This window comes from Terriglobus sp. 2YAB30_2 (assembly GCF_052114765.1).
Lineage (GTDB): Bacteria > Acidobacteriota > Terriglobia > Terriglobales > Acidobacteriaceae > Terriglobus.
This window is the reverse complement of sequence record NZ_JBFRFJ010000003.1, coordinates 15,101-41,677: the sequence shown is the minus strand read 5'-3', so window position 1 is coordinate 41,677 and position 26,577 is coordinate 15,101. Positions and strand designations below refer to the sequence as shown.

General features: G+C 58.5%; 26 protein-coding genes. 10 read left to right on the top strand and 16 right to left on the bottom strand.

Annotated elements, in window-relative coordinates; translation table 11 throughout:
• Positions 1 to 27: 27 nt before the first annotated feature.
• Positions 28 to 957: a malate dehydrogenase gene (gene mdh, locus AB4Y89_RS05535; protein WP_442299913.1), complete on the top strand. Its 930-nt coding sequence runs from the start codon at positions 28 to 30 to the stop codon at positions 955 to 957.
• 177 nt (positions 958 to 1,134) lie between these two features.
• Here the strand turns inward: mdh and AB4Y89_RS05530 are convergent, their stop codons facing one another.
• The 4 genes from AB4Y89_RS05530 to AB4Y89_RS05515 form a co-directional block, all read right to left on the bottom strand.
• Positions 1,135 to 1,659, bottom strand: a complete 525-nt coding sequence (locus AB4Y89_RS05530) for a peptidylprolyl isomerase (RefSeq protein ID WP_442299912.1) — start codon at positions 1,657 to 1,659, stop codon at positions 1,135 to 1,137.
• Positions 1,660 to 1,821: 162 nt separating this feature from the next.
• Positions 1,822 to 2,547, bottom strand: a complete 726-nt coding sequence (locus AB4Y89_RS05525) for a peptidylprolyl isomerase (RefSeq protein WP_442300315.1) — start codon at positions 2,545 to 2,547, stop codon at positions 1,822 to 1,824.
• A gap of 66 nt (positions 2,548 to 2,613) precedes the next feature.
• Complete coding sequence (locus AB4Y89_RS05520; RefSeq protein WP_442299911.1) at positions 2,614 to 2,952, bottom strand: hypothetical protein; 339 nt, start codon at positions 2,950 to 2,952, stop codon at positions 2,614 to 2,616.
• A 494-nt stretch (positions 2,953 to 3,446) separates the two neighbouring features.
• On the bottom strand, positions 3,447 to 4,694 hold the full coding sequence (locus AB4Y89_RS05515; protein WP_442299910.1) for a dipeptidase: 1,248 nt from the start codon (positions 4,692 to 4,694) through the stop codon (positions 3,447 to 3,449).
• A gap of 178 nt (positions 4,695 to 4,872) precedes the next feature.
• Here AB4Y89_RS05515 and AB4Y89_RS05510 point away from each other — a divergent pair, with 178 nt between their 5' ends.
• A complete protein-coding gene (locus AB4Y89_RS05510) occupies positions 4,873 to 5,142 on the top strand; it encodes a hypothetical protein (protein WP_442299909.1) in 270 nt (89 codons plus the stop codon).
• Positions 5,143 to 5,382: 240 nt separating this feature from the next.
• Entirely contained in the window at positions 5,383 to 5,571 is a 189-nt protein-coding gene (locus tag AB4Y89_RS05505) for a hypothetical protein (protein WP_442299908.1), read from the top strand.
• 222 nt (positions 5,572 to 5,793) lie between these two features.
• Here the strand turns inward: AB4Y89_RS05505 and AB4Y89_RS05500 are convergent, their stop codons facing one another.
• Positions 5,794 to 7,551 (bottom strand): DUF885 domain-containing protein, encoded by a 1,758-nt coding sequence (locus AB4Y89_RS05500; protein ID WP_442299907.1) that lies wholly within the window; start codon positions 7,549 to 7,551, stop codon positions 5,794 to 5,796.
• Between the two features lie 57 nt (positions 7,552 to 7,608).
• On the opposite strand from AB4Y89_RS05500, the gene AB4Y89_RS05495 reads away from it, so the two are divergent.
• Positions 7,609 to 8,484: a hypothetical protein gene (locus AB4Y89_RS05495; RefSeq protein WP_442299906.1), complete on the top strand. Its 876-nt coding sequence runs from the start codon at positions 7,609 to 7,611 to the stop codon at positions 8,482 to 8,484.
• A gap of 3 nt (positions 8,485 to 8,487) precedes the next feature.
• Here the strand turns inward: AB4Y89_RS05495 and AB4Y89_RS05490 are convergent, their stop codons facing one another.
• Entirely contained in the window at positions 8,488 to 8,715 is a 228-nt protein-coding gene (locus tag AB4Y89_RS05490; protein WP_442299905.1) for a hypothetical protein, read from the bottom strand.
• Between the two features lie 110 nt (positions 8,716 to 8,825).
• Between AB4Y89_RS05490 and AB4Y89_RS05485 the strand changes: the two genes are divergently transcribed.
• Positions 8,826 to 9,365: a DinB family protein gene (locus AB4Y89_RS05485; RefSeq protein ID WP_442299904.1), complete on the top strand. Its 540-nt coding sequence runs from the start codon at positions 8,826 to 8,828 to the stop codon at positions 9,363 to 9,365.
• Between the two features lie 64 nt (positions 9,366 to 9,429).
• On the opposite strand, the gene sdhB is transcribed toward AB4Y89_RS05485, so the two are convergent.
• From sdhB to AB4Y89_RS05470, 3 genes are read right to left on the bottom strand one after another with little or no spacing between them, the layout of a single operon-like run.
• Positions 9,430 to 10,188, bottom strand: coding sequence for a succinate dehydrogenase iron-sulfur subunit (sdhB, locus tag AB4Y89_RS05480; RefSeq protein WP_442299903.1), 759 nt, complete (start codon positions 10,186 to 10,188; stop codon positions 9,430 to 9,432).
• 11 nt (positions 10,189 to 10,199) lie between these two features.
• A complete protein-coding gene (gene sdhA, locus AB4Y89_RS05475) occupies positions 10,200 to 11,981 on the bottom strand; it encodes a succinate dehydrogenase flavoprotein subunit (RefSeq protein ID WP_442299902.1) in 1,782 nt (593 codons plus the stop codon).
• Between the two features lie 25 nt (positions 11,982 to 12,006).
• Entirely contained in the window at positions 12,007 to 12,771 is a 765-nt protein-coding gene (locus AB4Y89_RS05470) for a succinate dehydrogenase (protein WP_442299901.1), read from the bottom strand.
• Between the two features lie 231 nt (positions 12,772 to 13,002).
• Between AB4Y89_RS05470 and AB4Y89_RS05465 the strand changes: the two genes are divergently transcribed.
• A complete protein-coding gene (locus AB4Y89_RS05465) occupies positions 13,003 to 14,148 on the top strand; it encodes a hypothetical protein (RefSeq protein WP_442299900.1) in 1,146 nt (381 codons plus the stop codon).
• 6 nt (positions 14,149 to 14,154) lie between these two features.
• Here the strand turns inward: AB4Y89_RS05465 and AB4Y89_RS05460 are convergent, their stop codons facing one another.
• The gene (locus tag AB4Y89_RS05460) at positions 14,155 to 14,766 is read right to left on the bottom strand and encodes a non-canonical purine NTP pyrophosphatase (RefSeq protein WP_442299899.1); all 612 of its coding nucleotides are present in this window, start codon (positions 14,764 to 14,766) and stop codon (positions 14,155 to 14,157) included.
• Positions 14,767 to 14,874: 108 nt separating this feature from the next.
• Here AB4Y89_RS05460 and AB4Y89_RS05455 point away from each other — a divergent pair, with 108 nt between their 5' ends.
• The gene (locus AB4Y89_RS05455) at positions 14,875 to 16,101 is read left to right on the top strand and encodes a glycosyltransferase (RefSeq protein WP_442299898.1); all 1,227 of its coding nucleotides are present in this window, start codon (positions 14,875 to 14,877) and stop codon (positions 16,099 to 16,101) included.
• A gap of 35 nt (positions 16,102 to 16,136) precedes the next feature.
• Here the strand turns inward: AB4Y89_RS05455 and AB4Y89_RS05450 are convergent, their stop codons facing one another.
• From AB4Y89_RS05450 to AB4Y89_RS05440, 3 genes are read right to left on the bottom strand one after another with little or no spacing between them, the layout of a single operon-like run.
• Positions 16,137 to 17,015 (bottom strand): flagellar motor protein MotB, encoded by an 879-nt coding sequence (locus AB4Y89_RS05450; protein WP_442299897.1) that lies wholly within the window; start codon positions 17,013 to 17,015, stop codon positions 16,137 to 16,139.
• Positions 17,016 to 17,019: 4 nt separating this feature from the next.
• Entirely contained in the window at positions 17,020 to 17,787 is a 768-nt protein-coding gene (locus AB4Y89_RS05445) for a flagellar motor protein (protein WP_442299896.1), read from the bottom strand.
• An 11-nt stretch (positions 17,788 to 17,798) separates the two neighbouring features.
• Complete coding sequence (locus AB4Y89_RS05440; protein ID WP_442299895.1) at positions 17,799 to 18,050, bottom strand: flagellar FlbD family protein; 252 nt, start codon at positions 18,048 to 18,050, stop codon at positions 17,799 to 17,801.
• A gap of 211 nt (positions 18,051 to 18,261) precedes the next feature.
• On the opposite strand from AB4Y89_RS05440, the gene AB4Y89_RS05435 reads away from it, so the two are divergent.
• From AB4Y89_RS05435 to fliS, 3 genes are all read left to right on the top strand, one after another.
• A complete protein-coding gene (locus AB4Y89_RS05435; protein ID WP_442299894.1) occupies positions 18,262 to 19,116 on the top strand; it encodes a flagellin in 855 nt (284 codons plus the stop codon).
• A gap of 126 nt (positions 19,117 to 19,242) precedes the next feature.
• On the top strand, positions 19,243 to 20,604 hold the full coding sequence (gene fliD / locus AB4Y89_RS05430) for a flagellar filament capping protein FliD (protein WP_442299893.1): 1,362 nt from the start codon (positions 19,243 to 19,245) through the stop codon (positions 20,602 to 20,604).
• A 3-nt stretch (positions 20,605 to 20,607) separates the two neighbouring features.
• On the top strand, positions 20,608 to 21,084 hold the full coding sequence (fliS, locus tag AB4Y89_RS05425) for a flagellar export chaperone FliS (protein WP_442299892.1): 477 nt from the start codon (positions 20,608 to 20,610) through the stop codon (positions 21,082 to 21,084).
• Positions 21,085 to 21,203: 119 nt separating this feature from the next.
• On the opposite strand, the gene AB4Y89_RS05420 is transcribed toward fliS, so the two are convergent.
• The 3 genes from AB4Y89_RS05420 to lptG all read right to left on the bottom strand — a co-directional run bounded on the left by AB4Y89_RS05420 (position 21,204) and on the right by lptG (position 26,529).
• A complete protein-coding gene (locus tag AB4Y89_RS05420; RefSeq protein ID WP_442299891.1) occupies positions 21,204 to 22,958 on the bottom strand; it encodes an ABC transporter ATP-binding protein in 1,755 nt (584 codons plus the stop codon).
• A 21-nt stretch (positions 22,959 to 22,979) separates the two neighbouring features.
• Positions 22,980 to 23,615: an FKBP-type peptidyl-prolyl cis-trans isomerase gene (locus AB4Y89_RS05415; protein WP_442299890.1), complete on the bottom strand. Its 636-nt coding sequence runs from the start codon at positions 23,613 to 23,615 to the stop codon at positions 22,980 to 22,982.
• Positions 23,616 to 24,192: 577 nt separating this feature from the next.
• Complete coding sequence (gene lptG / locus AB4Y89_RS05410; RefSeq protein WP_442299889.1) at positions 24,193 to 26,529, bottom strand: LPS export ABC transporter permease LptG; 2,337 nt, start codon at positions 26,527 to 26,529, stop codon at positions 24,193 to 24,195.
• Positions 26,530 to 26,577 lie beyond the last annotated feature (48 nt).

The following is a 26,577-nucleotide window of genomic DNA, read 5'->3' as shown; positions in this document are numbered from 1 at the left end:
GGCCGAGAGGACCGGAGGGGTTTCTGCGTGCGGAAAAAAATCACGATTGTTGGAGCAGGGAACGTAGGCGCAACGGCTGCAAACTGGATCGTAGGAAAAGAACTCGGTGATGTGGTGCTGCTCGATGTGACCGAAGGCATTCCACAGGGCAAGGCTCTGGACCTTCTGGAGGCCATGCCGATCGAGAAACGCGACTGCTCCATCATCGGTACAAACGACTATGCGGAGACGGCAAACTCCGATGTCGTCGTGATTACGGCAGGCATTCCCCGTAAGCCGGGCATGAGCCGAGATGACCTGCTGCAGACTAACTTCAAGATCATGAGCGACGTGGTGACGAAAGTTGCCGCCGGCTCGCCCAACAGCATCCTGGTCGTTGTCTCAAATCCGCTCGACGCCATGGCACAGACGGCCTTCAAACAAAGTGGTTTCCCCCGCGAACGCGTGATCGGCATGGCGGGTGTTCTGGACTCGGCTCGCTTCCGGACCTTCATTGCGGAAGAGCTGCATGTCTCCGTCGAGAACGTTACGGCGTTCGTCCTTGGTGGTCATGGTGACACCATGGTGCCGCTTCCGCGTTACTCCACCGTCGCCGGCATCCCGATCACAGAACTCATCGCTCCGGACCGTCTGGAGGCCCTGGTGCAGCGGACGCGCGATGGTGGTGCGGAGATCGTCAAGCATCTCAAAACCGGCTCGGCGTACTACGCTCCTTCTGCCGCCGCAGTGGAGATGGTGGAAGCCATTCTGAAGGACAAGAAAAAGATCCTGCCTTGCGCGGTCTATCTGCAGGGCGAATACGGCATCAATGGTCTGTACGTCGGTGTTCCGGTCAAGCTCGGCGAGAAGGGCATGGAACAGATCATCGAGATCAAGCTCACGCCCGAGGAGCAGGCTGCGCTGAACCGCAGTGCGGATGCCGTAAAAGAGCTGTGTGACGTGATCGGCATGGCCTAGAGCATTTCTCCTGTTGCTGGGTAGCCCGGAAGTGGAGTGCAGCGGCGTTTTCATTATGGAAAACGCCCATAGATAACGAATCCCTACACTACACCTACAGGAGAAATGCTCTAGCAATCAGAGACAAAATAAGAAGGCCCGCCGTTGCTGGCGGGCCTTCGTGTGTCTGTGCAGCGGTTAGGCGACGCGCTCGATGAGCAGGGAGTCGATCGTGATGTCCTTCTTCGGGCGATCCATAGCGGCTGTGGAGGCCTTGCTGATCTTCTCCACAACGTCGTAGCCCTCGACAACCTCACCGAAGATGGTGTGGCGGCCGTTCAGCCAGGTGGTGGGAGCAACGGTGACGAAGAACTGGCTGCCGTTGGTGTTCGGGCCGGCATTGGCCATGGCCAGCTTGCCCTTCTCCTGGAAGCCGTGCGGGCTGCCTTTGGTCTCATCTGCGAAGCGGTAGCCGGGACCGCCCATACCGGAGCCCTCGGGATCGCCGCCCTGAATCATGAAGTCAGGGATCACGCGATGGAAGACGGTGCCGTCGTACAGCTTGGCGCCCTTCTTCGAAGGGGAGTTCCAGTCTTTGGTGCCTTCGGCCAGGCCGATGAAATTGGCGACGGTCTGCGGTGCGTCCTTCTCGAAAAGGCTGCAGACGAAGGTTCCCTCAGAGGTATTGAAAACGGCATACGTGCCGGGGGTGCGAGTCGACATGTGTAATTCTCTCCTTGCGGTAGAGCATTTTTCCTGTAGATGCAGTGCGGGGCTTGTGCGTCTACGGGCGTTTTCCTCAATGAAAAACGCCGCTGCACGCTTCTTCCGGGATACCCAGCAACAGGAAAAATGCTCTAGTCAGGATACAGGAACCTAGGGCAGCTATTTCGTCTGCGGTGTGGATGGAGCGGCAGCAGGCGACGCCATGGGATCCGGCGGCAGGGGCTGCCCTTCGGGAACGATGGTGACCTTGTTGATGGTCACCGGTGTCAGCGGTTTGTCGTTGGGATTGGTAGGAACCCTGGCGATGGACTGGACCATAACGACGGAGTGCTCGTCGCACTGGCCGAAGATGGTGTGCTTTCCATTCAGTTCCATAACCGGAGCCTCGGTGATAAAGAACTGGCTCCCATTGGTGCTGGGGCCGGAATTGGCCATGGCCAGACGTCCCGGCTGGTTGAAGGTGAGGGTCGGCGTGATCTCATCGGCGAAGAAGTAGCCCGGGTCGCCGGTGCCATTGCCGGCGCGGTCGCCGCCCTGGATCATGAACCGGGGAATCACCCGATGAAAGGTGGTGCCGTCGTAGAAACGCGTGTTGTGCATGCGCTTCTGACTGACCGGGTCGAGCCAGTCTTTGGTGCCTTCGGCCAGACCGACGAAATTGGCAACGGTGACGGGCGCTTCCTTCTGGAAGAAACGGCAGGTCAGCCGCCCCATGGAGGTATCGATGACGGCCGTGGGGCCATTCGGGATGGCGTCACGGACGATCTGAGCGGTAGTGCTCGGCGTGTCCGGCAGATCGTCGACCGGCTTGGGCGGGGTCGGCGTCTGCTGCTGGGCAAACGCGGTGGCAGCGAGCGAAACACTAAGGACGAAAGCACGAACCATCACCCTATAAGGGTACAAGGTGAGGCGTACTTTCGTCCCCTGGGGGGTGGATGACACTCCCTAGTGTCAGAGAGCTCCGACGGTCTCGATGACGGCGGTCGTCGGTGTGGCAGATGGTGGAGTGGGAGGGTCAGGGGCTACCAGAAAACGCCGCGACAGAGCCGAGGCGAAGACACCTGTCTCGTCGTGGTGTGAAGTCCGGCGATGGATGTGCAGATATTCGTGCTGGAAGACACGCGAAATCGCTCTCGCCATGGCATCGATGCGTTGTTCCGGCTTCATCGGCGCAATCGCGTCGTTGATCGTCAGAGCGATCTCTTCGCAATCAATCAGGATGTAGTTGATCGGCTCGCCTTTCACAAAGGGGACGGAACCCAGCGCTCGAGGAATATGCGGTGCAGGCATCTGGGGAAGCACATCGCATGAGCCCGTGAAGCGCAGGAAGAGTATCTCAGGGAAATCGACTGCCAGAGGTGGAGTCTGCGAGAGATAGAAGATTGGGGAAGGTTGACCGGGATTTACTTCCCGCAGCCGAATTTGTATCTCGGTTGCAACTGCGTTTGCAAACTCTGGGCGGAAATTTCCTACCCTATCTGGTTTGAGAATGAGCGCGGGCTGCGAGTAGTGTTGCGCGTGAGCCAGGAGACAGGCGGACAGCAGAACAAGGAACCCAAAAATCAACGAACACCGAGGAAAAACTTTCATGACAACTTACCCGTGGCCATTTAGACCGCCGGATACGATGCTCCTCGGTTAGTACTTTTGTAAAGAGTAAGGAGAGAATTTTTTTGATTATTTTTTAGTTCGGGAATATAGCCTGATTACTTGGCAACTATTCCCGAACTATCTCGATCTTAGATGGATTTAATCGAAAACTTACTCAAGAGATAGAGATAACGTTACTGAAACGAAGGCTCGGCCTTCGCCTGAACCTCGCGGAAGACACGGATCAGGTTGCCGCCGAGCAGTTTCTTCATGTCATCCGCGGTATATCCGCGGGCCATCAGGGCTGCCGTAATCTTTGGCAGATCGGCTGCGGAGTCGATACCTCCAGGCGGCTGCGGAATGCCGTCGAAGTCAGTACCGATGCCTACATGGTCGATGCCGGCCACCTTGATGACGTGATCAAAGTGATCGATCAGCGAATCGAATGGTGCGCGTCCCACCTTTGCCGCATATTTGCGATCGATCGCGTCAGATGCCGTGTAGGGAACTGGAATGCCTTTGGCGTGGTATTCGGCTTCGAGTGCGTCCTGTTCTTTCTGGCGGTCGGCCTTGCAGTCGTTCCAGGCCTGTCTCCACTTCTCGTCGATGAAGGCAGGGAACAGGTTCACCATCACTACGCCGTTCGTTTTTGCGACAGCGCGAAGCTGGTCGTCAGTAAGGTTGCGACCGGCCTGAGTCAGGGCTCGTGCTGAGGAGTGAGATGCCAGCAGCGGAGCTTTGGTGACCTCAACCACGTCCCAGAAGGTCTTGTCGGCAACGTGCGAGATGTCAACCATCATGCCCAGGCGGTTCATCTCCGCGACGACCTGTTTGCCGAAGTCGGTCAGCCCGTTGTGGTGCTTTACGGTGGGGTCGTCGATATCGCCCGAGGAGTCTGCCCAGTCATTGGTATTGGACCAGGTGAGGGTCATGTAGCGAACCCCGAGGCGGTAGTAGTCACGCAGCAGGCCGAGGTTGTTCTCGATGGAGTGGCCGCCCTCAATCCCCATGCAGGCGACGAACTTGCCGGCCTTATGCGCGGCGAGAATCTCGTCGGGTGTACGGCACAGCGCCATCTTGTCCGGGTGTTTGCGCACCTGTTCCAGAACCCCGTCGATCAAGGAAAGAGTGCGTACCGCCGAACGGTTGGCCGGATACTGCGATGGATCGACCCAGATGGAGAAAAACTCGGCGTCGAGGTTGCCCTTTTTAGCGGATTCGTAGTTCACCATGCCGCCGTTCAGCGGCTCAAAGAAATCCCAGTTTTCGTCGACAAAACGCTGTGGTGTGTCGGCGTGGGTGTCAATGACGAGAGCTTCGGCGTGAACTTTGGCGGGATCTGATTGCATAGCCTTCTTTCGAGTTACGGTCTGCTGGCTGTAAACGGTGGATACCAGGAACAGGCTTCCAGCAGCGATGGCGATGGGGAGAGAGAGTCTCATGGGCAGTTGGATCGGTGCTGCTCTATGGTAGCGGTTCTCGCTAAGAGTTCGGAATTCAAAGTGATGCCGGATTGTGCGCCAGGTTCGAAAGGAAAGGCATCGTTTTCCGGGAACGCAATGGCTAGAGACCTCTACCCCTCGGCCTGCGTCAAACACACATTAGAAGAGGTGATTCACCATGGATATGGGCGCGAAATCGACCAATGATCCGGCAAGCCCGTCTCCCGAGGCGCTGGTGCATCGCGGAGGAAGGGAACACGTGGATACCGAGCATGTGGATACACAGCATGTGGATAGAGAGCATGTGGATAGGGAACACGTGGATATAGAGCATTTACACGAGCCCGAGCACATAAAGAAGCAGGCAATGGAAGCGGCTTGCCGCGGTGAGCAACGCATGAAGAAGAACCAGGGAAGAATCCCCGGCACCAGGCTCTTCAGCAAGTAATCTTCACGAAGTAGCGCTGCGAGCGCGAACCCGAATAGAAGAGGGAAAGCCCTGCGACCAGCATTTTTCCTGAAGGTGTAATGCTTTCGCACTTATGGGCGTTTTCTGCAAAGAAAACGCCGCTGCACGCCCTTTCCGGATACCCAGCGACAGCGAAAATGCTCCAGTGGGCTTTCTTTGTTGCGGGCAACGCCCGATAAGGCGCCGACGTCAGAGTATGGCCAGAGAGGTAAATTCACTATGGGAACCGGCGTAAATTCGACCAAAGATCCAGCCCGCCCCTCGCATGAAGCACTCGTGCATCGCGAAGGAGATACCCAGAACCTGAATAAGAAGGATCAGCAGGCGATGGAATCGGCTCGTCGCGGTCAACAACGCATGAAGCAGAACGAAGGCAAGATACCTGGGAGTAAGATCTTTACCAAGTAAATCTTCACGACGTAGCGCCACGAGCGTGAACCCGAATAGAAGAGAGAAGCCCCGCTATGAGCGGGGCTTTCTTCATCGTTCAAACTAGAGCGCCTGCAGGAAAATGCTTTAGAGCATTTTCCCCTATCACTGGGTATTCCGGAAGAGGAGTGCAGCGGCGTTTTCATTACGGAAAACGCCCATAGAAGCACAAGCCCTGCGCTACACCTACAGGAAAATGCTCTATCGCTTCTGTTCGTCGGGAATGAAATGGTCTTCGACCGCCTTCTTCATCAATCCTGGAGGCAGCAGGCCCTGCGCCAGGATGAAGTCGTGGAAGCGTTGCGCATTGAACTTCGGTCCCAGTGCAGCTTCGGTCGACTTCCGCAACTCCAGCAGGCGTGTATAGCCATAGAAGTAGCTGTTGGCCTGACCCGGCATGCGGAAGGTGTAACGCTCTACCTCCTGGTTGGCGAAGGGAACCGACATCCCGACATCTTCGGTAAGTACGCGCATCGCCTCCTGCGGGGTGATCTTGCCGGCCTGCAGTTCGGGGTCCAGGAAGGCGCGTGCTGCACGCAACAGGCGGAACTGCAGGCTGATCAACTGGCCCTCAAGCGGCATATGGGGCAGCGTGATGTATTCAGCGTAGAGGCCCCAGCCTTCGGCGTTCGTTGAATTGAAGGCAAACAACGCGCGCGCCTTAGAGACGCCGTGTTCCACCATGGAGTCGAACTGGAGTTCGTGGCCGGGACGTGCCTCGTGTGCGATCAAGGTCCATGTCGCGGCATCGTAGGTATAGTCGTCCACCTTCTGCGCGGTGTTGCCGTTGGCGGCGGGCATATTGAGCGGCAGCACGAAGACGCCGCGTTGGCCGGTGTTGTTCAGGAACGGAGGAGGCACCATGTGCGGCGCCGGCTGCTGTACAGACTCGGCCGGTGTGCCCAGGCGGATGATCGCCGGGCGGTCCGGCAGAGTGACCAGATGCTGCGTCCGGATGATCTCTTCAATCGCATGCAGGCGTTTTTCGTAGAACGGCAGAATCTCATCGTTCGAGAGCTGCTTCTGCTTCAGTTGTTGAATCACGGTCCGGTAGTCGGAGTTGGGAAGGTGCTGTTCCGTTGCGATCCGGGTAGCTACTCGCTGCATCTGCGCCTGGTAGTCCAGGAATGCCGCGTGAGCCATCCGGGAAATCTGGGCCGGGGAGATGTCGATGCCGTAATCGGCGAAGTTCAGAGCATACTCTTCCGGCTGCAGGCGGAAGTCGGTCCGTGCCTTGGGAAGGACCGTCGTCTTGAGCCAGGCATCGTAATCCGCGATCTGCTTCTGCAGCAGCGCGTAGTTGGCCTCCCAGCCGGTAAGTTTGTACTTCTTGAAGAGCTCGGCGATTCCGTCGATCCGAGCCTTATTACGGGAGAGTTCTGTCTCCATCCGCAGCTTCGACGGATAGATCATGTTCGGCTTGGCGATCTGCTCTTCCGTACGCTGGCGCAGGATCGCCGTAATCGGCTGAAAGCCTTTCACCTGGCCGGTGTACTTCGCCAGGCGGACGACGGCCGCTTTACGCCGGTCAGCAGCCACCTGGTCGTCCAGTAGAGCTTCAATCCCGCCATAGACATATCCGGCGGCGTTGATGAATGGTACGGAGTGCGCACGGGAGTAGTCCTCGTGCTTGAAATCGCGCTCGGAGCTGTCGATCAGGATTTCCAGGTCCTGGCGGACCAGTTCCTCCTTCTCCGTCTTTTCCGCCGCGGCGAGTTTGGCCACGACGGCCTCCGCATCCCTGCGTTTGGCGTCTTCATTGGCGCGTGTCGGGATAGAGATCTCGGCGTCGAACTGGGAGAGGCCCTGCGCAGAGGCCTCCTCCGGCGAATATTTCTTGTCCAGATCGAGCAGGAGCTGGGTATAGGCGTCGGAGGTCTTTACCCAGGCTGGCTGCGTATCCTGTGCCGAAAGGGGGAGGGCGAGGAGGGTCAAAAGCGCGGCGGCTGTAATTTTCATGCTGTTTCTCAGTGATGAAGGGTTAGGGTACCGCATCTAATTGTGAGGAGGAAGTTAATGCGAGCACGTGTTTTTATGGGATGGATGCTCGCCTGTCTCATCGCCGGACCGGCCTTGGGGCAGGTGACAGACTCCACCCAGCGGGATTTTCATACCCGCGTCACCAATGTCTACAACTTTTCCCCGCACCTGGTGACTCCTGCACAGCAGAAGGAGAAGGCCTCCGAGATGGACTCCTTCTGGAAGGACGTGAAGGCCGACCCTGCGGCGATGTTGCCCATGCTGCGTGTGGAGTTGAAGAACTCCGCGACACCGCGTTTTTTCCGGTATGACGGCGCCGCTCTGCTGCTGAGCATGAGCCACTCTCCTGACGATGAGCAGCTTGTGGCCGATTCGCTTCCGAGTACGGATCTGGCTGATGTCACTCCGTTGGCGTACTTCAACATGGTGCATCGCCTGGCGGTCGACGGCGCTGATGTAACCCAGGCAGCGCTGCACCTTCTGGACGACCCGAAGTTCACGGTGACGTTCACCCAGCAGAACATGACCCTCAAGCGCCCGATGGCGCTTGTTTTTCTGCTGCTCCCTCTTCCCGAAAGCAAATGGGCCGATGTTCTGGTGGCAGAGTTCAACAAGGCGAAGAAGGATGAGACCAGGACAACGCTGCTGACCGCGATGTTCTTTGCGCAGACGCCCCAGACCGACGCCGTGATCGCTCAGGCGGCCCAGGGAGGACAGAGCGCTGCCGTACAGTCCGAGGCGCAGAGATGGGTCAATACAATGGCGAGCGCGCGGCAGACGAAGTATCAGATCAAAGGAAAAGAGCCCGAGATCCGCGAAGCAAGACGGCAACGTTCAACGGAAGTCAGCGATGCCGCTCTGAGCGATATCTCCGCCATGACGGGACGCCTAGTGCAGTTAAGAAAGAGCTAAAGATCAGGCGTACCAGAAGGATTTGCCGCGCCGTTTATTACGAATAGCCGTTGCAAGAAAAAGAACGAAACAGACAGGTGTGGCCAGGGTCGACAGGTATCCAGTGCAGAGGAAGATCATGGCCACCCAGCCGCCATCGCCATGCAAACTGCCACCTAGCAGCCAAAAAATGACAAAGCTGACGATTGAGACATAGATTAGCCCCACGGTCCAGTTCAGCCAGCGGTTCATGGCAAACAAGTGTATACGGCTGCCCGATACTGACATTTGCTTTGGGGGGGACCGTACCTTCGCGAAGTGCGTAGAATGCCTTGTACTTCAAAATCCCGCTGGACGTGTCTATGAAACGACTGCTTGTCCTCGCTCTTCTTGCGGCTCCGGCTTTAGCTTTGGCACAAACGAAGAAACCGGAAGCTCCACCCACTCTGCGCTCGGTTTTGTTGTCGCAGCTCAAATCCACCCACAACAGCAAAGAATGGTTTGTCCCAGCTAACGATGCAGTCGCCGGGCTCACTCCGGAGCAGGCTGCCTGGACTGACGGCTCCGGCAATCATTCCGTCGGGCAACTCGCCAACCACCTTATCTTCTGGAACGGCGAACAGCTTGCAAAGATGACCGGCAAGCCCGTCCCCAAGTTCAACGGCAACAACGACGAGACCTTCAACGCTTTCAACGCCGCCAACTGGGCACAGACGCAGAAAGACCTCGATAAGGTCCTTACGGATCTTGAGGCTTATGTCGCGAGCTGTTCTGAAGCGGACCTGCAGAAGCACGCCACTGACATCGCACACATCAGCACACACAATGCCTATCACGTCGGCCAGATGCTCTTTGTTCGCAAGCTGCACGGAACCTGGAATCCGGAGAACGGTGTTAAGTAAACGTCTCCGTTAAAACACGAAGGGCTGCCGGCACATGCCTGGCAGCCCTTTGCATTTTTGTCGGCTAGGCGCGGAAGAAGTCCTTGACCTTCTGCACGAAGACATCGCGGCCGATATCGCTGATGGCCTCGGTGAGCGGAAGCCCCTTGGGGCAGGCCTGGACGCAGTTCTGGGCGAAGCCGCACTCCTGCACGCCGCCGTCGCCGGCGAGCGCGCGCAGGCGCTCTTCCTTCAGTACGGAACCCGAGGGGTCCATGTTGAAGAGCTTGGCCTGGCCGATCGTGGCCGCGCCGACGAAGTTGGTTACGTCGTTGAACTGCGGGCAGACCTCCATGCAGATGGTGCAGGAGATGCAGTTCGAGAGCGGATAGCGTTGTTCCTGGATGTGCGGAGCCTGTTTGGGGCCTGCGCCCAGATCGTAAGTACCGTCGATCGGCACCCACGCCTTGACCTTCTTCAGGTTCTCGAAGAGGACAGCGCGGTCGACCGCCAGATCTCGCACCACGGGGAACTTCGACAGCGGAGCAAGCTTGATCTTACCGCCCCCCTCTTCCAGCATCTTGTCCACCAGGGCCGAGCACGCCATGCGGGCCTTGCCATTGATCAGCATGGCGCAGGAACCGCAGATCTCTTCCAGGCAGTTCGAATCGTAGGTGATCGGTGTGGTCGCCTTGCCCTCTTTGGTGACGGGATTCAGCGCGATCTCGCCCAGAAGAGAGGTGATGTTCATATTCGGGCGATAGGGAATCGAGAAATTCTCGACAGCGCCTGTGCCGTCCGGACCATTCTGACGCTTGATTTCGACTTCAATCGTGGTCGGCATTCTGTTCTCCCTTACGCGGTGGCGTCGTAGCGGCGAGGCCGCGGCTTGATGTGGCTGGTATCAACGTCTTCCCACTCGAACTTCGGCGCGTCGCTGTTGTCGTCGTAGACCGCCTTGGTCGTTTTCAGGAACTTCTCGTCATTGCGTTCCGGGAAGTCCGGCTTGTAGTGTGCGCCGCGGCTCTCGTCGCGCAGCTCCGCGCCTTGAACGATCACGCGGGCAAGCTGCAGCATATTGTAGAGCTGGCGGGCGAAGGCAAAGCTGGTATTGGCCCACTGGCTCTTGTCCGAGAGGTTGATCTTCTTGTAGCGCTCGATCAGCTCGACGATCTTCTGATCCGCCTCGCGAAGACCCGCGTTGTAGCGGATGATCGTGGCGTGGCGGGTCATTGTGTCGCCCAGCTCGCGCCAGATCTGGAACGGATTCTCCGTGCCCTGGTTGTTCAGCAGAATGTTGTTGTACTGCTGCTGGCGGATGAGCTCAGCGGCATGACCGCCGTCACTCTCCTGCGGCGCCAGCCCCTTGGCGTATTCCATTGCCTTCGGTCCGGCGACAAAACCTCCGTAGATGCACGAGAGCAGCGAGTTCGCGCCCAGGCGGTTCGCGCCGTGGATGGAGTAGTCGGCCTCACCCGCGGCGAAGACGCCGGGGATGTTGGTCATCTGGTTGAAGTCCACCCACAGGCCGCCCATGGTGTAGTGCATGCCGGGGAAGATCTTCATCGGGACCTTGCGCGGATCGTCACCGACGAACTTCTCGTAGATCTCGAGAATGCCTTCGAGCTTGTGCTGGCGCTCCGGCGCCAGGTGCGAGACGTCGAGGTAGACCATCGGCTGGCCGTCGAGGCCCATGCCATGCTCGTACACCACCTTGTGGATGGCGCGGGTCGCAACGTCACGCGGGACGAGGTTGCCGTACTTCGGATACCACTCTTCCAGGAAGTACCAGCGCTCAGTCTCAGGAATGGAGTTCGGCTGGCGCTTGTCGTTCCGATCCTTCGGAACCCATACGCGGCCACCTTCGCCACGGGCCGACTCTGACATCAGGCGCAGCTTGTCTTCACCGGGGATGGCGGTCGGGTGCACCTGGATGAACTCGCCGTTGGCGTAGTAGGCGCCCTGCTGATAGAGCGCAGCCTGGGCGGATCCGGTGCAGACCACCGAGTTGGTGGACTTGCCGAAGATGGCGCCATTGCCGCCGGTGCAGATAATGATGGCGTCGGCGGGGAAGGTCTTCAGCTCCATGGAGCGAAGGTTCATGGCCACGATGCCGCGGCAGGCTCCCTTGGTGTCGAGGATGGCTGACAGAAACTCCCAGCCCTCGTACTTCTGGACCTTGCCCTCAGACTCGAAGCGGCGCACCTGCTCGTCCAACGCGTAAAGAAGCTGCTGTCCGGTGGTAGCGCCGGCGAAGGCGGTGCGGTGATAGAGCGTTCCACCGAAACGGCGAAAGTCCAGCAGGCCCTCGGGAGTGCGATTGAACGGCACACCCATGCGATCCAGAAGATCGATGATGGCCGGTCCCTGCTCGCACATGGCCTTGACGGGCGTCTGGTTGGCGAGGAAGTCACCGCCGTAGATGGTGTCGTCGAAGTGCTTGAACGGTGTGTCGCCTTCGCCCTTCAGGTTTTTGGCGGAATTGATGCCACCCTGCGCGCACACGGAGTGCGAACGCTTTACCGGAACGACGGAGAACAGGTCGACCTTACCGCCGGCTTCGGCGATCTTGATGACGGCGGAGAGACCGGCAAGTCCGCCGCCAACGACAATAATCCTGGGTGTAGCTGCAGCCATAGTCTTGTGTGTGTCCTTCTTCGAGTTACTGCTGCGGTGGAACCGTAGGTGCGACGACGTTGTCGTACTGCGCCGGCATCACATCATCAGGCGAATATGGGCGGCTGTATGCCACGGTAAAGATGCTGACCAGGCCCATAATGCAGAGCGCGGTCCCGCCGATCGCGCAAACCCAGCCGAAGCGCTTGCGGGCAACATTGCCCGGCGTGATGCCCCACTTGGCGGCAAACAGCCAGATGCCATAGGCGAAGTGCCAGCAGGTGGCAATCATCGCAATGACATAGACCGGAATCGCATACCAGTGCGACAGCAGCTCAAACTGTACTTTGGCATATGCGAGGCCAGGATGCTCGGGCAGGCTCACTCCCATAAACCGCTGGGTCAGGACGTGATAGAGGATGTAGGCGAACGCAATCAGACCGGTGGCGCGCTGCGAGTAATACATCACGTTCCCAGCCCACGGATAAACATTCACGTTACTGCGTCCGCGAACAGCGATAAAGACGCCATAGAGCGCGTGGTAGAGCAGAGGGATGAAGATCAGGCCCCACTCCAGCACCCGCACCAGGGGCAGGCCGTTCAGGAACTTGACCTGCTGCGCATAAGCCAGCGGACCGTTGACGACCTCGAAATTCGAAACAATGTGCTCGATGAGGAAGGCGCCGATCGGCACAATGCCGGTCAGCGAGTGCAGACGGCGCCAGAGAAAGGAGTTGCCTTCGCCTGCGCGGAGCGGCTGAACGCCCTTCAACTGCGGGGTGGCGGGCGGTGCTGAGGCGGTTGTCGCCATAATGAGAGGTCGCTCCTCTAGTACGAATGTCAGCCTGAAGCTGCGGCAACCGTATTATTCCGCCCCTGGAAAACCGGGGTCAAGGAAAAGCGGCCTCTCGTGTGCGATTATCGGAAAAATGTGCGAATTTTGTGTTGTACCAATTTTGGTGCACTTTTCATCGACTGTTCTTTTGGCGCTGAACGCCTGTTGACGTATTTCGGGCGACCTTAGGGACGGAGGGCCTGACCGATGTCAAGCGTCATTACCTGTAGCTGGAAAGAACGTGTGAATACCCGGGTGTTTCGGAGCGGTGTCTCGTTGCACAGTCATACGAACCAGTCCAAGGAGACGCTGAACTTTATCGCCGCGATGGGCAACAAGATTCCCTGGCTGGAGAAGTTTGTCCGCTCGCGGGAAGAAAAATGCGCCGGCGAATATGGCCTGAAGCTGGACTTCGACCGTGCCTACTGGACGCCGCCCCTGACGCCGATGCAGTCGCTGGACCTGGAGCGCGGACAGATCGAAAACGGACTGCAGCTGTCGGGTATGGTCTCCATCAGCGACCACGACGACATCAACGCTCCTCTGCTGCTGCGCGCCACCAATGCGGCTGAAGATCTGCCGATCAGCGTGGAGTGGAGCGCGCCGTTTGGAATCACGACTTTCCACCTGGGAATCCATAACCTTCCGGCCGGGACCTGCCAGCAGTGGATGGCTCGTATGGAGGCGATGACCGCTACGCCGAACGAGCAGGAGCTGCGCTCGATTCTGGCGGAGCTGCATGAGATCAAGCAGGTTCTGATCATCTTCAATCACCCCCTGTGGGACCTGTACGACATCGGAACCGAGCGCCATCTCATCGAGGTTGAGCGTTTCCTGCGTGATTGCGGCGGCTTTGTCCACGCTCTGGAGCTGAACGGCCTGCGCAACTGGCACGAGAACCGGGATGTGATCGGTCTGGCGGAGCGCTGGGGCATGCTTCTGATCAGCGGTGGAGACCGTCACGGTACGGAGCCGAATGCGAACGTCAACCTGACGCGCGCGACCAGCTTTGCGGAGTTCGTGCAAGAGGTTCGGGTGGAGCGCGTGAGCCACGTACACTTCATGCCGCAGTACGCCGAGCCCTGGAAGCACCGCGTGCTGGAGTCGACCCTGGCCGCCATCCGCAACTACCCGGAGTTCCCGGAAGGTTCCCGTAAGTGGGATGAGCGGGTCTTCCACCCGGATTCGAACGGTGTCATGCAGCCGGTCTCGGCAATGTGGCAGAAGGGACGGGCGCCCTGGTACATCGGCGCCAGCCTGACGGCGGTCCGCATGATGGGTTCAGCGCCTTTCTGGCACGGCCTGCGCATGGCCTGGAGCGAGGCGGAACCGGAGTTCAAACTGGCAGAGTAATGCGGCCTAGGTATCGAGTTGCCGCAACAGTGACTCAAAGGCTCGGCCACGATGGCTGAGCCTTTGTTTTTGTTCGATAGAGACCTCCGCCATCGTCTGGTCCAGCTCCGGTAGAAAGAAGAGCGGGTCATAGCCGAAGCCGTTCTCCCCACGCGGCGACTGCAGGATGATGCCGTCGACGGAGCCCTCTGCCGTCTGTAACAGCTCTCCATCCCGTGCCAGGGCAAGCACGCAGCGGTAACGTCCCTGCCTGCAGGTCTCGGGAATGCCGTCCAGGGCATGCAGCAGCGCGGCATTGTTGCGTTCATCCTTGGTGGAGCCGGGCGTGGGAGGGAAGTGCTGGTCTTCGGCGTAGCGTGCCGAACGTACTCCAGGAGCAGCATCCAGGCACTGAACCTCGAGTCCGGAATCGTCAGCCAGCACCAGCAACCCCGGAGCACGTCTGGAGTAATACAGAGCCTTGGAGACCGCATTGCCTTCGAAGGTTGGTTCATTCTCCGGCGCCTCGGGGATGGAGGCCAGCCCCGGCAAGGTGTCGACGGTCACGTCGTGCTGAAGCGCAATTGCCGCAAAGTCGCGCAGTTTACCGGCATTGGTAGTTGCGAGATAGATGGTCATACGTTCTTCGGAAGGGGTCCCCCTCTTTGGATGCTAAGCGAAGCGGAACGCCCCGACCGAGAGGGTCCCTTCCTTGGGTGATAATCGCTCTTGAAGGGGCTCCAAAGGATGCGTACATCCACGATCGAACTCTCGATGATTGTGAAAAATGGAGGAAGCAGTCTCGAGCGATGTTTGCGGAGCGTTCGTTCCGTCGTCGATCGCATCGTCATCGGAGATACGGGGTCGACAGACGATACAGCCGAAATTGCCCAGGCATTTGGAGCAGAGTGGATGCCGATCCCGTGGAACGGTGATTTTGCGGAAGCCCGCAACCTGGTCCTGCGGCAAGCGACCTGCGACTGGATTCTTGTGCTCGATGCTGACGAGATGCTCGATCCGAAAGGCGCCAATCTTCTGAGAACGCTGGTTTCGGGTACTGCTTTGTCCGCCTTTGACGTTGTGCGATGGAATTACGTCCGGCAGGTAAATAGCCGAAGTGGCGCAGATGGGGCGATGGCGAATCCTCATGTGCTTCCAGCAGCAGAGGGTTTTCCCGCATACGTTACATCCGTCAATACGCGGTTATTCCGGCGACATGCGGATGTCTGGTTCGAAAGGCCTGTCCATGAAACCGTCGTTCATCGGGTTAAAGAAGCTGGTCTCTCGATTGGACAGGCACCGTTCGTCATTCATCACTTCGGTCACGCCGAAGACGATGAGGCCGTGCGAACTGCCAAGAATGAGCTCTATCTTGAGATTGGCAAACGCCATTTCGAGGCATTTCCGGAAGACAGCAGAACCGCCTACGAACTCGGCTGGGGAGAATTGGAGTACGGTAAGAATCCGCAGGCCGCACTGGACCTCCTGATCCGCGCCATACAGTTGGATGAATCCAATACCGATGCCATCATTCTCGGGGGTGTGTGTCTGCTCCGTATGGAGCGTTATGCTGAGGCAGTCCAACTGTTCATCCATGCAGTAGAGAGGCATTCAGCCAGCATTGTTCTTTATGAATCGCTTGGCGACGCCCATCTGCATCAGCAGCAGTACCAGGCCGCTTCCGATGCCTACAACACGGCTCGCAGGCTCGGAGGCGCGTCAGCGCTGATCCTTGCCAAATATGGTGTGTGCCAGATTTACCTCGGCCATATGGATGAAGGGATGGATGTTCTCCATAAAGCCTATGAGATAGAACCTGATCATGCGGAGCTGCTGGATATCGTGATTGCCGGTGCGGTTACGGCAAACGAAATGGCGTTTGCAGGCGATGTCGCAGAAAAGCGCCTGACGATGGCGGGCGCATCCGACCTGCACCGCTCTATCGCTAACTACCTTGACCCGCATAATAAGTAGCTCATCGGCCTCCGACTTGGAGCTAGAGGACAGGATTAAGGTGTGGAGGGTGGTACCGCATCTTTTACGATGCCGGGTTCGCTGGTCGACGCTGTTGACTCTACGTTGTGAGGCCGACGAGGAGCAGGGGCCATCGGAGGCGGAGGGGGAGCGGAAGTAAGCTGGAGCACCACGATATCGACGCGGCGGTTTCGGGCCCGTCCGGCTTCGGTCTCATTGGAGGTTACCGGGTGGTATTCAGCATAGCCGGCGGCAGAGATCATCGCCGGATCGAACTTAGCGCGGGTCAGCATCTCACGGGCAATGGCAGAGGCGCGTGCCGATGAGAGCTCCCAGTTGGACGCGAACTGTGCCGTATGAATGGGACGATTGTCGCTGTGGCCTTCGACGCGGATCTTCATATTCGTAGGCAGGGCCGCGATGATATGGTCCAGCATTCCCTGTGAGTCCATTCGAAGCTCCGCCGAGCCAGAGGGGAAGAAGCCTCCCTCTTGCAGCGAGATGGTCAATCCGTCAGCCGCCTGGTGAATTGAGATTGCTCCTGCTGAGATCTGCTTGGCAGCGGCCCGTTCGATCGCCTTTCGGATCTGCGCCGCAACGTCCTGTCCGCTACCGTTTCCATTGCCGTTGCCGCTTCCGAACTCGGGTGCTGTGGGAAGCGGCATCTCAATCGGTTTGGTGTCGACACTGGCTCCGCCATCGGTCAGGGCAGGCGTCGCCGAGTGCATATCGAAGATACGCGTATCGGAGAAGGCTGCCTTAATCGCTGCGGCCATCTGCTTCTCCTTCTTCTTGTCACTCTGCGATGAGGCGAAGAGTACGACGAAGAAGGCGAACAGCAGTGTGATGAAGTCCGCGTAAGAGACGAGCCAGCGTTCGTGATTGACGTGTTCGGCGTGTTTCTTTTTACCCATGGCGTTATGCCTTTTGTTCCGCGTGACCCGGTTCCATCAGGAAGGTACGAAGCTTGGTTTCCATCATGCGGGGGTTCATGCCCTCAAGGATGCTGACGACGCCCTCGAGCATCATCTCCTTGATCATGGTCTCTTCGCGGTGGCGGATCTTCAGCTTGCCGGCGGCGGGGAGACAGATAAGGTTGGCCAGTCCCACACCGTAGATGGTTGCCACGAAAGCGACCGCGATACCACGTCCTACCTCATCGATGTTGTCGAGGTGCTGCATGACCTGGATCAGGCCGAGTACGGCGCCGATGATGCCGACGGTCGGCGCGAAACCGCCCGCAGACTCGAAGACCTGCGGAATCTTTTCCTCGATCTCGCTCTTGTTGTCGAGCTCGAGCTGCATGATCTTGCGGAGTTCGGTCGGCTCCGTGCCATCGACGGCAAGCATCATCGCCTGTTTAAGGAAGGGATCGGTCACCTTGGCCAGTTCTGTATCCAGGGAGACGATGCCTTCTTTGCGGGCTTTGTTGGCAAAATCCACCAGTTGCTTGACCAGCGCCTGGCTATCCGCTCCCTTATGCAGAAATACGGAGGCGACCTTTTTAAGGGCGCCTAGGAAGATGCTGAGGGGAAATTGCAGCATAACAGCGCCGGCGGTGCCGCCAACGACGATCATGGCCGCGGTCGGCTGTGTGATCTGGGCGAGTTGGCCGCCTTCGATCATCATGCCGCCCAGAATGCCGAGTAGGGCCAGAACAATACCTGCAACGCTTGCGATGTCCATATCTGTTCCTTTTAGCGAGAGGTCTCTTCAATGTTGTGGGCGAACTTTGCCGCCAGCGCGTCCGCGGCTGTCGGCCAGGTGGAGCGAAGCAGGCTTGCCTTATATTGATGGGCCAGATCGATGACCTGCTGGCAGCTTTCGAGGACGATGATCTTCTCGTTGGTCACCAGGGTGATGACGGTGTCCGGGGAGGCCTCAATGTACTTAATAAGGTCCGCATTTATGTAGAGAGCGTGACCGTTCAGGCGTGCGAGCTCAATCATGGGGATCTAACTCCGTTATTCCTGTTTGTTATCGGCCATTGGGGGCAACGCATTACTTTTGTGTACTTTTACATTTCTGGCTAATGTTCTTTCGGGACAGACCGATGAGGTAGGTGAACGCGGAGCCTTCCGCGAGGTGCTAATCGCAAGAGAGGACACCAGGCAGGCAAAGCGCAATTCTTTCTTGACGTATTAAAAGGAGTGAATACCAATGTCCCTGAGTGTCCTTAACAACATCTCTGCTCTCTACGCACAGAACAACCTCGCGTCGACCCAGAAGAACCTGCAGAACACCCTTACGCAGCTCTCTTCCGGTTCGCGCATCAACTCCGGCGCCGATGACGCCGCCGGCCTGGCCCTGGCTGACGGCCTGCACGCCAACGTTGCCGCTCTGAACCAGTCGGCTCGTAATGCCAGCGACGGTATCGGTCTGTTGCAGACCGCTGACGGCGCTCTCTCCCAGGTCACCAACCTTCTGAACCGCGCTGTGACCCTGGCCACCCAGGGTGCCAACGGCACCCTGAACAGCTCGCAGGTTAGCGCTGCAAACCAGGAGTACCAGAACATTCTGTCGGAAATCGGCAACATCGGTTCCTCGACGAACTTCAACGGCAACGCGGTATTCTCCAGCACGGCAACCACGATCTTCGTCTCTGACGGCACCAGCTCGGGTGCGACGGTGTTCAGCGACACGACCGGCGCTCTCAGCACCTCTCATGTGGGTCTGAATGCGGCTGGCACCAGCGTAGACTTTACTGCTACCGCTGTCGCCACCCTGACGGCTTCCACCGCCCAGACCGTTCTTACCAACCTGACCACCGCCATCGCCGGCGTTGCTTATCAGCGCGGCCAGATCGGCGCCAACATCAACCAGCTCTCAGCTGCTTCGTCGGTTGCGACTTCGCAGTCCGAAAACCTGACCGCGGCCGAGTCCAGCGTCCGCTCCACGGACTACGCCACCGCCACCAGCGAACTGGCCAAGTTCCAGGTGCTGAGCCAGACCGGTATCAGCGCCCTGGCGCAGGCCAACCAGACGCAGCAGCAGGTTCTGAAGCTGCTCCAATAATCACCCTTCCTCAGCACGGCGGACGAGTTGCTTACGGCTCGTCCGCCGATTTTCTTGCAGGAACTTAATTCGCTCCCGATTGGGTTTGGTCACTGACGTGCCATTTCCAGGGGGAGAACACACATTATGGGTACAGTCGGCTTAGCATTCGGTTCCGCCACCAGCGGCCAGGGCTTCGATGTCGCGACGACGGTCTCGTCGATCGTCTCCATTCGCCAGGGCGTCGAGACGGCGTGGAAAGACCAGGTCACCTCGCTTCAGAGCCAGGACACAGTGCTGTCGCAGATCGGCACCGATCTGTCGACGATGTATAGCGCTCTGACGAGCCTGACGGACTTCAGCGGCGTCATGGCCCAGAAGCAGGGCTCCAGCTCCGACAACAATATTCTTTCTCTGTCTTCGGCCTCCAGTACGGCCACTGCCGGCAGTCACAGCGTCGTGGTGTCATCGCTGGCCAAGACCTCCTCCATGTACACCAGTCAGCTTTCCAGCTCTACCGCATCGGTGAGCGGGTCCCTTACCTTTCAGGTAGGAAGCGGAACTGCACAGACGGTCAATGTTGCTTCGGGCTCAACGCTTGCCGATTATGCAAAGGCGATCAATCTCGCCGGCATCGGTGTACGTGCTTCCGTAATTACGGACTCAAGCGGATCACGGCTCTCGTTCGTCAGCCAGACTAGCGGCGCCGCAGGGCAGTTGACCATCACGGGTGGTTTGAGTGACGGCAGCGGAAACGCGCTCACCATGAATCAGGGGCAGACTGGGAGCGATGCACAGCTCACCGTGGATGGTGTTGGAGTCACCAGCAGCTCCAATACGGTCTCCGGAGCGATTCCAGGTGTTTCCTTTCAGCTTGTCTCGGCAGATCCGTCGTCGACGGTTCAGGTAGTGATTGCCAATGACAACAGCTCCATCGAGACCGCCTTCAGCACCTTCGTCAGCGCGTACAACACCGTAGCGAAGGAACTCGCTGTGCAATCAAAGGTAGTCTCAGGTAGTACAGCCCCGCCTCTGTCCGGAACGTCAACGCTTTCGATGTTGCAGCAGTCGCTATCAGGCGCTCTGTTCGGCGGTACCAGCACCGGCTCGATCAAGAGCATCGATCAACTCGGCATCACTGTCGCGAAGGATGGAACTCTCAGTCTGGATACTACAGCGCTTGAGTCCACGCTTAATGGCAACTTCGATGATGTAGTGGGATTTCTGCAGAACTCTGACAGCTTTGGGCAAAACTTCAAATCTGTTGTTGACGGACTGGGATCCACCTCGACGAAAGGTGTGGTCTATCTGGCCCAGCAGGAAAATACGGCAAAAGAGAAGGCTCTTAACAACAGCATCTCTAATGAAGACGATCGAATTGCCGATTTTAAGACTAGGCTCACGAGCCAGTTGACTGCAGCCAACCAGATCCTCCAGTCAATTCCGGCTCAGGTCGATCAGATCAACAAGATCTATTCGGCTCTTACCGGCTACAACACGAAGGGATAACCCATGAACGGATATCAGCAGCAGTCTCTCGCCGGAGCTACCGGCATCGATCTCGTCGTGGCACTGTACGATGGTGTGCTTCGCTATCTTTATCGCGCCGTCCAGTGTGTGGAAGAGGACGATGTTTATGGCCGCCGTATGGCTGTGAAGCGGGTAACCGATATCTTCATCTATCTGCAGAGCACGCTGCGCACCGATGTGTGCGGCAAGACGACAACGTCTCTCGCTGATTTCTATGCCGCCATGTTCCAGCTCACTCTGGAGGCCTCCTATTACAACTCGAAGGAGACCTTCGAAGAGGTCATCCAGTGCGTCCGTGATGTACGTGATGCATGGGCGATCGCGGCACGCGATCCTGAGGCTCAGACAGTGCTTCCGCGCGACCTGCGTACGCGCGAGGGACAGATGGTTCCGGCGGTGGTGGCACAGGCTCAGATGGTCGAGAGCGGTGCACAGGCCGGTGCCCGGTGGAGCGCCTAAGCTCAGACAATTCCAAAGTTTTTGAATGAAAGAAGAACGCATCGAGCGGAGCTCGATGCGTTCTTCTTTGTGGGTAGCGAAAGTCGGTGGGAGCGTGGGCTTCAAGCCCACGGCTCTACCTAAGCGGTGACGGCAATCTCTTCTTCGAGCTGCTGCTTCTCAAACAGGCTGGTGTAATACCCGCCTTTCATCAGTAACTCTTCGTGAGTGCCGAGCTCGGCGATACGTCCATCGATGAGAACCGCAATCTGGTCGGCGTTTGCGGCCGTTGAGACACGATGCGAGATGAAGATGGTAGTGCGATCCTGCATCTCCTGCTTCAGGCCGCTCAGGATGCGCTCTTCGGTGTAAGTGTCGACGGATGCAAGCGCATCATCCAGAATCAAGATGCGTGGTTCCCGAATCAAAGCGCGTGCAATAGCCGTGCGCTGTTTCTGGCCGCCCGAAAGGGTGATGCCACGCTCACCCACGACGGTGTCGAATCCGTTGGGAAACTCCTGGATCTCTTTTGCGATGTGGGCCGTGGTGGCGGCATGCACGATCTGTTCGTCTGTGGCGTCCTGGACACCGAAGGCGATGTTTTCCCGAATGCTCTCTGAGAAGAGGAAGGTCTCCTGGGGGACGAAGCCGATATTGGAGCGCAAGACATCCAGCGGATAGTGACGGATGGGAACGCCGTCGATCAGCACCTGGTCTCCCTTCGCATCCAGAAGACGGGGAATCAGATGCACCAGAGTGGACTTGCCCGAGCCGGTAGGACCGACGATCGCGAGTGAAGAGCCTGCGGGGATCGTCAGGGTGATATCGTGCAGCACCGCGGCATTGGAGCCGTAGGCAAAGCTGAGATTTCGGAACTCAATATCGCCACGCAGTTTCAGATCGGCTGCGATCGCTGAATCCACAGCAGAGTCGTCGATGAGTGGAACCCACTTCAGCAGCTCGTCGATGCGCACAACCGAGGCGGTTCCGCGCTGGAAGAGGTTGACGACCCAGCCCAGAGCGATCATCGGCCAGGTAAGTTGCACGATGATAATGGCAAAGGCGGTGAAGTTTCCGGCAGAGACGTGTCCTTTTACTACTTCATGGCCGCCAACGAGCAGCGTGATGACCATGGCGAAGCCGAGAACAAACTCAAGCGTGGGCCACAGCATGGCCATCAGCCGGACCAGGAGCAGGCTGCGGCGGATGTACTCCTGATTGGCTGTCTCCCATGAGGCGATCTCCGCTTCTTCCTGCGCAAAGGCGCGAATAAAGCGGGCGCCGGAGAAGTTCTCCTGGGCCTTGGCGGAGATCTCAGAGAACATGGCCTGAATGCGTTCGAACCGCGTATGGATCCGGCTGCCGAAGTACTGCACCACAACTGACGCGATGGGCAGGGGAACAAAGGCGCACAGCGTGACCCACGGGCTGATCTTCAACATGAAGGGAAGCGCGGCCGCTGTGAAGACCACAGTATTGGCGCTGTACATGATGGCTGGACCCAGAAGCTGACGCACCGCGTTGAGATCATTGGTCGTGCGCGCCATGATGTCGCCGGTTCGGTGCTGGTGATAGAAGCTGGGCGGCTGTCGCAGCAGGTTTTCAAAGAGATCGTTGCGCAGGTCGAACTCGATCTCGCGGCTGGCGCCGATCACAATCTGCCGCATCAGGTAGAGAAATACAGCGCTCAGCGCCGCGACGCCAAAGAGCAACAGGCCATGATGGAAGATCTTGTCCCGGGTCACTCCCAGGCGCATGTCATCCACGGCCGAGCCGATGATCTTCGGCAGCGTAATTTTGCTGGCGTTATAAAGAACGGTCACCACCGCACCCGTCGCCAGTTGACGGCGGTAGCGCTTCAGGTAGGGAAACAGTGGTGACAGACGTTCAAACATCAGCTTTGCGCGGTCTCCTGCTTACTTGGGCTGCTGCGGAGTAGATGCGGGAGGCGGGGTAGAAGGTGCAGGTTGTGCGGGCTGTGCAGGCGGTTCCGGAGGCGTAGCCGCCTGGGCGATCAGCTCGATGTCGAAGACAAGGGGGCTTTTGGGCGGAATCGGGCCACGGCCGGCAGCTCCGTAGGCAAGCTGCCAGGGGACGAGGATGCGGCGTTTGCCGCCGACGTGCATTCCCTCGAAGCCGGTGTCCCAGCCCATAATGACCCGCCGGGCGCCGTAGGGAAAGACAAAGGGCTGCCCGCGGTCTACCGACGAGTCAAACTTGGTGCCGTCCGGCAGCCAGCCGGTGTAGTGCACGGTGTAGAACCGCTCATCTTCCGCCAGCGGACCGTCACCGATTTTGGTGTCGATGTAGGTCAGTGCGTAAAGGGTCTGAGGTGTTCCCGTGACTTCCGGAGCTCCTTTGGGGTTAAAGGCCGCATTGGCGGCAGGGGCAGCGGCGGGAGCCGCCTTCGTGGCCGTACCTGCAGGTTTACGAGCGGCTGTCGTGGCCGGGCGGCGGGTTACAGGAGAGGCCGCCGGCTTTGGAGTAGCAGCTCCGCTCTGTGCCAGAACGGCGGAAGTGGTGAGGGCAAGGCCGAAAACAGCAATTTTCACGGTGGGGATAAGCTCCTTGGGGCGCGTCCAGTTAACTGTATCGGATATGGCGGAGCCCAGATATGGGATGGGGTGAACTCGGCGGGAAAGAAATGAAAGCGGATTTCTCCGCTACCCTTCCACCCAGCCAGCAAAGCTGGGCCGGGTTACCAACTCTAGGGTGTGTCATCAAACTCGTGCCGTCAGCGCGGGGAGCAGATTTTTACGAGATCGAGGAGCGAGGAGAGAACTGTGGCCGGTCCACTGGAACGACGAGTGACGAAGAGATCGGGAAATCGGGGTCCCCAGTCAGCTTTGCTGGCTGGGGTGAAGAAAATCTGCCCCGGCCCTTCGGGTTGCGGCGCAAATTGGCCCAAACTTCGTTGTCGGCCTCGACTGTGGAACCCGCCACAGCCTTCGGCCTCCGCCTCGTCTGGGCCAATTTGAGCTCGCAACGCTGGAGCATTTTTCCTGTGGGTGTCAAGTAGGGCTTCCGCATCTATGGGCGTTTTCCGCAATGAAAACGCCACTGCACGATACTGCCGGGATACCTAGCAACAGGGAAAATGCTCTGACGACAGGAGTTTGATGACACACCCTAGGTCGGAGTCCGGAGCAGGAGGTAGGCCCCGGCGAAGGCAAACAGGATATCCGGCGACCAGGCGGCCAGCATCGGAGGTAGCGTATTCACGTTGCCCATCGCCTCAAAGAGCCCGGCAATGACCCAGTAGGCGATGGCCAGACCGATGGCGGCGGCGATGCCGGCCAGTGAGCCCTTGCGGCCCATGGAGAGTGCAAACGGAATCGCCAGGATCGCCATCACCAGGGTCACTAGAGGGTAGGCGATCTTGTGGTTCAACTGCACCCGCAGCCGCATGGTGTCAAAGCCAGACTGTTTCAGGTCGTTGATGTATCGCGTCAAATCCGCGAACGACATCTCCTGAGCCGCGACGAACTCCTTCTTGAAGTAACTGGGTTGTTCGTGGATCTCGGGGAAGAGGGAGACGGTGAACGGCTGATAGGTGGCGACGGACTCTTTGTCGAAGGTGCGCTGCCAGCCATTCTCAAAGATCCATTGATGGGCGCTCTGATCCCAGTGCGCGCTGGTAGCGAAGACGCGGCGCTGCAGTGCGAAGGTTCCGGGCTGGAACTCGAAGACGGTCAGGTTCGCGAACGAATTCATGTCCGGGTTGAAGAACTGATAGTAGAAGATACGGACCGGATCCTCGCCGCCGTTCGTCTGACCGGTAATCCATTTCCGGTCTGGACGTGAAAAGGTTTGTGCCGGCCGTGCCTTGATGACCGAGCGCAGGGCTTCCTGACGTTTGTTCGCGGAGGGAAGGTAGAACTCGTCGAAGGTAAACAGCAGCGCCGCCAACACCGCCGCGAGCACGAGGACCGGCGCCGCAATGCGGTAGAGCGAGATGCCGGTGGCCTTCATTGCCGTGATCTCACTGGTGCGGTTCAATGCGCCGAAGGTGACAAGAACGGCGATCAGGGCGCACAGCGGAGCCAGGTTGTAGAGCATGTACGGGATCAGGTTCAGCAGGTAGTCGCCCACCGTAACGAGCGGCGTACGGTTGCGGATGATATCTCCCACCAGCTCAAAGAAGCTGAAGATCAGCGACAATGCCACGAACGACGAGAGTACCAGGGCAAAGTTGGCGACAAACTGCCGCATGACGTAGTCGTCCAGCAGCAAGGGGAAGCCCCAGATGGTCTTACGCGCACCGCGGTCTGTCGAGACGATCTCAGCCTGTTCGGTTTGTGGCTCTTGCGTCTTACCCCTCTTGAGACGGGCGGCTATCCACTGTCCCATGCCGGCAAGCCGTCCCAGGGGGATGGTCTCCACTGAAAGTCTCCACAGCAGAAAAATGCCTGCGAGTGCAAAGACGAGATTGGCTGCCCATATGCCCACTACGACGGGTAGCTTGCCTTGTCGTGCGACCGCTTCTCCGATGGAGGAGAGCAGGTAGTAGATGAAGACCAGCAGGATGGTCAGCACGAAGCCCGTCGACTTACCGCCGCGGCGTGACGACAGGCCAAGAGGCACACCGACCAGGACCAGCACAAAGCAGGCGAAGGGATAGGAGAAGCGCTTCTGCAGCTCGATACGCCTCAGAATCCGATCTGGCGCATTGGCGCGCATTAACTCCTGGAGCGGCATCGCTAGCAGGGGAGTGTTGCGCCGGGTGATGTGCGTGTCGTCGGACGCTCCGGCGCTGATCGGCAGGTCGCTGTCCGTAAAGGTGGAGATGTTGTACTGGTTCGGATCGTTGGCGGCGATCTGATGCTGACCGCCCGCATGCAGGCTCATGCGGAGGGTCTGGTTTCCGCCGTTGACCACGACCGCTTCGGTTGCAGTGGTGATGAGCGGCGAGGCAGGATGCGCCAGGTCGGCAAGAAAGACGTTCTTCCACTGCGCTGCACCGACGCCGGGCACGACATCCTGCACATAGAGGACGTAGTCCTTGAAGTCTTCATAGAAGACGCGCGGCTGCACCTCGAAGCTGACCTGCGACTGTTTCAACTCGTTTTCGATCTGGATGAGCGCGGAGGCCGCGCGCGGTGCGAGATAGAGCGAGTTGGCGAGTCCGAGAGAAAAGGCTCCGACCGCGACGATAGAGACGATGCGGGTGAAATCCAGCACGCCGACGCCGCTGGCTCGCATCGCCGTGACTTCGGAGTCGGCCGCGAGCCGTGACAGGCCGAGCAGTACGCCGACCAGGACAGACATGGGCAGGGTGAGCGTGAGCGTATTGGGGACGGTGTAGAGAAAGATGCGGAAGACGTCTGTCAGGGGCGCCGAACCGCGCACGACCAGTTCAAGAATCTTTTCCAGGTCGCGCATGAAAAGCACGAAGGTAAAAAGTGCGCCGCCGAGAAGGGCGTGTGAGAGCAACTCACGCAAAATGTAGCGGGTCAGGATGCGCACGGTTGGCTTAAGTGTACGAGTTAGTGCATTTTCCCTGTAGGTGTAATG

Bases quoted from the DNA above. Each gene is read 5' to 3' on its own strand.
- AB4Y89_RS05530 (WP_442299912.1), bottom strand. From the start codon at position 1,659: ATGTCGACTCGCACCCCCGGCACGTATGCCGTTTTCAATACCTCTGAG.
- AB4Y89_RS05525 (WP_442300315.1), bottom strand. From the start codon at position 2,547: ATGGTTCGTGCTTTCGTCCTTAGTGTTTCGCTCGCTGCCACCGCGTTT.
- AB4Y89_RS05520 (WP_442299911.1), bottom strand. From the start codon at position 2,952: ATGCCTGCACCGCATATTCCTCGAGCGCTGGGTTCCGTCCCCTTTGTG.
- AB4Y89_RS05515 (WP_442299910.1), bottom strand. From the start codon at position 4,694: ATGAGACTCTCTCTCCCCATCGCCATCGCTGCTGGAAGCCTGTTCCTG.
- AB4Y89_RS05510 (WP_442299909.1), top strand. From the start codon at position 4,873: ATGGATATGGGCGCGAAATCGACCAATGATCCGGCAAGCCCGTCTCCC.
- AB4Y89_RS05505 (WP_442299908.1), top strand. From the start codon at position 5,383: ATGGGAACCGGCGTAAATTCGACCAAAGATCCAGCCCGCCCCTCGCAT.
- AB4Y89_RS05500 (WP_442299907.1), bottom strand. From the start codon at position 7,551: ATGAAAATTACAGCCGCCGCGCTTTTGACCCTCCTCGCCCTCCCCCTT.
- AB4Y89_RS05495 (WP_442299906.1), top strand. From the start codon at position 7,609: ATGCGAGCACGTGTTTTTATGGGATGGATGCTCGCCTGTCTCATCGCC.
- AB4Y89_RS05490 (WP_442299905.1), bottom strand. From the start codon at position 8,715: ATGAACCGCTGGCTGAACTGGACCGTGGGGCTAATCTATGTCTCAATC.
- AB4Y89_RS05485 (WP_442299904.1), top strand. From the start codon at position 8,826: ATGAAACGACTGCTTGTCCTCGCTCTTCTTGCGGCTCCGGCTTTAGCT.
- sdhB (WP_442299903.1), bottom strand. From the start codon at position 10,188: ATGCCGACCACGATTGAAGTCGAAATCAAGCGTCAGAATGGTCCGGAC.
- sdhA (WP_442299902.1), bottom strand. From the start codon at position 11,981: ATGGCTGCAGCTACACCCAGGATTATTGTCGTTGGCGGCGGACTTGCC.
- AB4Y89_RS05470 (WP_442299901.1), bottom strand. From the start codon at position 12,771: ATGGCGACAACCGCCTCAGCACCGCCCGCCACCCCGCAGTTGAAGGGC.
- AB4Y89_RS05465 (WP_442299900.1), top strand. From the start codon at position 13,003: ATGTCAAGCGTCATTACCTGTAGCTGGAAAGAACGTGTGAATACCCGG.
- AB4Y89_RS05460 (WP_442299899.1), bottom strand. From the start codon at position 14,766: ATGACCATCTATCTCGCAACTACCAATGCCGGTAAACTGCGCGACTTT.
- AB4Y89_RS05455 (WP_442299898.1), top strand. From the start codon at position 14,875: ATGCGTACATCCACGATCGAACTCTCGATGATTGTGAAAAATGGAGGA.
- AB4Y89_RS05450 (WP_442299897.1), bottom strand. From the start codon at position 17,015: ATGGGTAAAAAGAAACACGCCGAACACGTCAATCACGAACGCTGGCTC.
- AB4Y89_RS05445 (WP_442299896.1), bottom strand. From the start codon at position 17,787: ATGGACATCGCAAGCGTTGCAGGTATTGTTCTGGCCCTACTCGGCATT.
- AB4Y89_RS05440 (WP_442299895.1), bottom strand. From the start codon at position 18,050: ATGATTGAGCTCGCACGCCTGAACGGTCACGCTCTCTACATAAATGCG.
- AB4Y89_RS05435 (WP_442299894.1), top strand. From the start codon at position 18,262: ATGTCCCTGAGTGTCCTTAACAACATCTCTGCTCTCTACGCACAGAAC.
- fliD (WP_442299893.1), top strand. From the start codon at position 19,243: ATGGGTACAGTCGGCTTAGCATTCGGTTCCGCCACCAGCGGCCAGGGC.
- fliS (WP_442299892.1), top strand. From the start codon at position 20,608: ATGAACGGATATCAGCAGCAGTCTCTCGCCGGAGCTACCGGCATCGAT.
- AB4Y89_RS05420 (WP_442299891.1), bottom strand. From the start codon at position 22,958: ATGTTTGAACGTCTGTCACCACTGTTTCCCTACCTGAAGCGCTACCGC.